Here is a 5382-nt window from a genome sequence, read left to right on the forward strand (position 1 = left end):
ATCATACTGGCTCAAGGTAAAATCCAAAGCGGAAGCCAAAGATATCCTTCACTTCCGGGTTGAGCTGCATGATGGGCAGGGGGCGGGGCTCCCGGCTCAGCTGCAGGCGCGCCTGCTCCAGGTGGTTGCTGTAGAGGTGGGCATCGCCCAGGGTATGGATAAATTCACCAGGCTGCAGGCCGCATACCTGGGCCACCATCAGGGTAAGCAGCGCATAGGAGGCAATGTTAAAGGGCACTCCCAGAAACACATCGGCACTGCGCTGGTAAAGCTGGCAGGATAAGCGGCCCTCCGCCACATAAAACTGAAAGAGTGCATGGCAGGGGGGTAATTTCATTTTGTCAATGTCGGCCACATTCCAGGCACTCACCATCAGGCGGCGGGAGTCGGGATTGCGCCGGATCTGGGCAATCAGGTTACTGATCTGGTCGATGGTGCTGCCATCGCCGGCCGGCCAGCTGCGCCACTGGTAGCCATATACGGGCCCCAGCTCCCCCTGGTCATCGGCCCATTCATCCCAGATGCTTACTCCATTCTCTTTGAGGTAGCGGATGTTGGTATCGCCCTGCAAAAACCAGAGCAGCTCATGGATAATGCTGCGCAGGTGCACTTTTTTGGTGGTGACCAGGGGGAAGCCCTCCTGCAGATCAAAGCGCATCTGGTAGCCAAATACGCTGCGGGTGCCGGTGCCGGTACGGTCTTCTTTGGTTACCCCCCTATCGAGGATGTGTTGCATCAGGTCCAGATATTGCCGCATAGCCGAGAGAAAGAGTGTAAAAGTTTACTAATTTCGGATCTGTAAAATACGCGCTCCAAATCAGAAGGTACTAGACCTGGGCTGATTTTTTTATACCCCATGCAAACGCTGGCAAAACGCACTCTTTATCTTATTGGCCTCATCACCCTTGTGCTGGCTTTTTTCATCGGCCGGCTGGGCTTTGACTATAATTTTGAGAACTTCTTTCCTACCCAGGACAAAGACCTGGACTTTTTTCTAAGCTACCGGGAGGCTTTTGAAAACGACAATGATTTTCTGCTCATCGGCATTCAAAACCGGGAGGGCATTTTTCAGCAGGAGTTTTTGCAGCGGCTCGATACGGTTACCCGCCAGCTGGACAGCCTCTCCCTAACCCGCCAGGTACTCTCCATCACCAACCTCAAAAACCCCATCATTGGTCCGCTGGGGGTGCTGCAGCCCCCGGCGCTGCGGATCAATGAGCCGGGCTACTATGCAGCCGACAGTGCCTCCCTCTATGCCAACCCGGCTGTGCGGGGCACCCTGGTGGCGCAAAACACCCCTGCCGTAGCCATCCTGGTCAACCACCAGCTGCAGATCAGCAAGCGCAAGGCCGATTCGCTCATGCAGCAGGTAGCCCAGATTCTGGCGCCCCACCCCTTTGATGCGGTGCACCTGGCCGGCAAGGTGCGGGCACAATCGGTCTATGTAGAAAAGATGCAGGTAGAGCTGGCTCTGTTTGCGGCAGCTTCGGTGGTGCTGGTAGTCATTTTTCTTACCCTGGCCTACCGCTCGGCCTGGGGGGTGGCAGTGCCCATTCTGGTAGTGATCCTTACCGTGGTATGGGTGCTGGGCATCATGGGGGCTACCGGCAAAAAACTGGATGTGATGATGGTGCTGCTGCCCACCATCATGTTTGTGGTAGGCATGTCGGATGTAGTGCACATCCTGACCAAATACATTGAAGAGCTGCGCAACGGCCTGCCCAAGCAGCAGGCGCTCCGCCTTACGCTGAAGGAAATAGGGCTGGCCACTTTCCTGACCTCGCTTACAACGGCTATCGGTTTTCTTACCCTGCTTACGGCCAACATTCTGCCTATCCGTGATTTTGGCCTCTATGTGGCCATAGGGGTATTTGCCGCCTTTGTACTGGCCTTTACCGTAATGCCGGCCGTGCTGGCCCTGATGAAAACCCCAAAAGTGGTACACCGCAGCCAGAACCGCCTGCTTTGGGTGGGCAGCCTGCGGCGCCTGTTTCTATGGGTAGTGCGCCGGCGCTATGCAGTACTGGTTTTTTATGGGGGGATCCTGATCCTCTCGGGCTGGGGCATCAGCCGGCTGCAAAGCAACACCTTTCTGCTGGAAGACATTGGCGAAAATGATCCCCTCAAGCAGGATGTTTATTTCTTCGATGAGCATTTTGGCGGCAACAAGCCCTTTGAAATGGCCATTCTGGTGCAGGACAGCAGCCGTTCGGTCTGGGATCCGGAAGTGCTGGCCGAGATACAGAAGATGGAAACCTACCTGCAGCAGCAGTATGGAGTAGGCACCCTGGCTTCTCCCCTGCTGCTGGTTAAGGGGGTAAACCGGGCCTTAAACGGCGGGGATGTGGAGCAGTTTCGCCTGCCGGAGAGCCCGCAGGCCTACCGCCGCATAGAAAGTTACCTGCGCCGGCTGGAGGGCACCCAGGCCGCTGTACCCCTTAGCGCCCAAAAGGGGCAGCTGGGGCGCATGAGCGGCCGCATGCCCGACTGGGGAAGCCAGCTAAGCAGAGAGAAAAACGCCGCCCTGGATTCGTTCATGCTGCACGCCATCCGCAGGGATCTGGTGAGCTTTCAGCTTACAGGCACTTCAGTGCTGGTAGACCGTAATGCCGAGTACATAACGCGCAACATGCTGGAGGGACTGGGCATCGCCTTTGGTGTTATTGCCCTGATCATTGGACTGCTGTACCGCTCCTGGCGCATGACCCTGATAGCCCTGGTGCCCAACATTATACCGCTGCTGATGATTGCCGGCATCATGGGTTGGGCCGGCATTTACCTGAAGGCCTCCACCTCCATCATCTTTACCATTGCCTTTGGCATAGCCGTAGACGACACCATCCACTTTCTGAGCAAACTGAAGCTGGAGCTCAACAAGGGCCGATCGCTGCTCTATGCCATTAAACATACCTATCTTTTTACCGGCAAGGCCATCATCATCACCTCTACCATTCTGGCAGGAGGCTTTTTAACCCTGCTACTCTCCAGTTTTGGCAGCACCTTTTATACCGGACTGCTGGTGAGCCTTACGCTTATCTTTGCCGTAATAGCCGATCTTAGCCTGCTGCCGGTGCTGTTGCTCCTATTTCTACCCAAAAAGAATTCAGGAAAAGATGCAGCCTAAGCCAACGCTTTCACCTTTTCCGACAGCTGCGGCGCCTGTACCCCAGGCTAAAGTGTTGATTTTCCGAAACCTATAGAGGGGCTATCAGTTTAGAAAATAAACGCTTAATGCCATGGACCTGATCATTATACTGGTGGTGCTGTTGATTGTGATCGTATTTATCGTAGTCGGGTACCGAAAAAGAAAAAAAAGTGGGAATGATCCCGGTGGTGATACCGGAACAACCATTTCCAGAGCCGTGCGCAAAGATCCGCCTAGCAGGCAACCCTGATCCCTGGGTTACTTTTATATTAAATAACGGAAAGGGTATACCCTGATTTTAATTTTTGGCTAAATTGCCTTAGATTTACGCTGCTTTTTGAAGCGCCCTAAACCTTAACCTTGTTTTATGAGTCCGTCAGCGATTATACTTAATGTATGTGCGGCTACTTTTTTAGCTCTTTTCATCATTTTCACTTCTTACCTGATTGCCCGTTTTATTCGGATGCGTCAGCAACAGACCATTGAAGAAAGCGGCAAGCAAATCGCGTTTTACAAGGCTTCAGCTGAAGTACCGGCCCAGGCAAAAACCAGCAAGCTGCGCCTGGCTGAGGCAAAATAAGCCTGGGGTAACAACCAATACATAGCAAAAAAGCGCACTGCATTTGCATACAGGCGCTTTTATAATCATTTATGACTGCACCCTCAGGGGTGATCAGGGCTGTACCCATAATGCCGGTACAGGGTATCTACAAACTGTGAATCGTATTGTTGGGGCCAGCCATCGGCTGTGCCGGGCGCAGCCCGAAGCCGGTCGGTATCGGCCATGATGCGCACATCTCCCCGTTGGGAGCGCAGCACATTGGGGGGCAGCGCTGCACGGTCTATCCCCTCTCCCAGAAAGCCCTTGCTCTTTAGGGTATAAAAGGCCAGCCGCCCGGTATTGAGGTCAACTACTATATCGTCCAGTGTACCCCCGCTGGCGCCATCCTTCAGATGGATAGTGGTACTTTTCAGATCTTTCAAGAAACTCCATTGATTTTCCATTGTGTTACATTTGATGGGTCTACACCTCCTCTACTGATTCCATAAGGCCTTTGTTTGGCAATGTGCTACTATTTTACCCGATTTCGCGTACATTTGTAGCCCCTGAAAACACCACCAATGGCAGAGTATAACTTCCTGGAGATTGAACGCAAGTGGCAGCAACGCTGGCAGGAGCAACACCTTTACAAGACCGAGATCCGGCATGACAAGCCCAAGTTCTACGCGCTTGACATGTTTCCCTACCCCTCTGGCGCCGGCTTGCACGTAGGCCACCCCCTTGGCTACATTGCCTCCGATATCGTTTCGCGCTTCAAGCGCATGAAGGGCTACAATGTGCTGCATCCCATGGGCTTTGATGCCTTTGGCCTGCCGGCCGAGCAATACGCCATCCAGACCGGCCAGCATCCTGCCATTACTACCGAACAGAACATTCGACGCTACAAAGAGCAGCTCAAAAACATTGGCTTCTCCTTTGACTGGAGCCGTGAGGTTGCCACATCCGACCCTGCCTATTACAAATGGACCCAGTGGATCTTCAAGCAGCTGTTTCTGCATTATTATGATCTGGAGCAGGACCGTGCCCGCCCGGTACAGGAGCTGATGCGGCGCTTTGAGAAATCGGGTAATGCCGGCCTGCAGGCTGCCTGCGATGAGGAAACGCCCCAGTTCTCAGCCAATGCCTGGAAGGCCATGACGCAGGCCGAGCGGGAGCAAATACTGCTGTACTACCGCCTGGCCTACCTGTCTGATACCACCGTAAACTGGTGCCCGGCCCTGGGCACCGTGCTGGCCAATGAAGAGGTGAAGGATGGCGTATCGGAGCGGGGGGGCTTTCCGGTGATCCGCAAAAAAATGAAGCAGTGGAGCCTGCGCATTACCGCCTATGCCGGCCGCCTGCTCACTGATCTGGAAGGGCTGCAGTGGCCCGAAGCCGTAAAGGAAATGCAGCGCAACTGGATAGGCCGCTCTGAGGGGGCAGAACTGTATTTTGAGGTAGAGGGCCATGCTGAAAAAATAAAAGTATTTACCACCCGCATTGATACCGTATACGGCGCCACCTTTCTGGTGCTGGCGCCGGAACATGAGCTGGTGCAAACCATTACCACCCCTGATCGGGAGGCACTGGTTAACGAGTATGCCGAGCAGGCAAAAAACCGCTCGGAACGCGACCGAATGAGCGATGTAAAAACCGTTTCGGGTGCTTTTACCGGGGCCTATGCCCACAATCCCTT

General features: G+C 54.1%; 5 protein-coding genes and 1 pseudogene. 4 read left to right on the forward strand and 2 right to left on the reverse strand.

The genetic code is table 11. From position 1 onward, the window contains the following. Positions 1-757: pseudogene (locus ADICEAN_RS20085) on the reverse strand (thymidylate synthase); the annotation flags it as partial. A 99-nt stretch (positions 758-856) separates the two neighbouring features. Here ADICEAN_RS20085 and ADICEAN_RS20090 point away from each other — a divergent pair. The 3 genes from ADICEAN_RS20090 (at position 857) to ADICEAN_RS22455 (ending at position 3725) form a co-directional block, all read left to right on the forward strand. Next, positions 857-3124 carry an efflux RND transporter permease subunit gene (locus tag ADICEAN_RS20090; protein ID WP_009197505.1) on the forward strand — a complete coding sequence of 756 codons (2268 nt, stop codon included), beginning with the start codon at positions 857-859 and terminating at the stop codon, positions 3122-3124. 112 nt (positions 3125-3236) lie between these two features. Further along, the gene (locus ADICEAN_RS22835; protein ID WP_009197506.1) at positions 3237-3395 is read left to right on the forward strand and encodes a hypothetical protein; all 159 of its coding nucleotides are present in this window, start codon (positions 3237-3239) and stop codon (positions 3393-3395) included. Positions 3396-3512: 117 nt separating this feature from the next. Continuing rightward, a complete protein-coding gene (locus ADICEAN_RS22455) occupies positions 3513-3725 on the forward strand; it encodes a hypothetical protein (RefSeq protein WP_009197507.1) in 213 nt (70 codons plus the stop codon). 83 nt (positions 3726-3808) lie between these two features. Here ADICEAN_RS22455 and ADICEAN_RS20095 read toward each other — a convergent pair whose 3' ends face one another. After that, on the reverse strand, positions 3809-4129 hold the full coding sequence (locus tag ADICEAN_RS20095; RefSeq protein WP_051068917.1) for a PRC-barrel domain-containing protein: 321 nt from the start codon (positions 4127-4129) through the stop codon (positions 3809-3811). A 138-nt stretch (positions 4130-4267) separates the two neighbouring features. Between ADICEAN_RS20095 and ADICEAN_RS20100 the strand changes: the two genes are divergently transcribed. Then, the coding region (locus ADICEAN_RS20100; RefSeq protein ID WP_040398503.1) for a class I tRNA ligase family protein at positions 4268-5382 on the forward strand (1115 nt) is incomplete at its 3' end.

It is taken from the genome of Cesiribacter andamanensis AMV16 (assembly GCF_000348925.1).
GTDB classification, from domain to species: Bacteria; Bacteroidota; Bacteroidia; order Cytophagales; family Cyclobacteriaceae; genus Cesiribacter; species Cesiribacter andamanensis.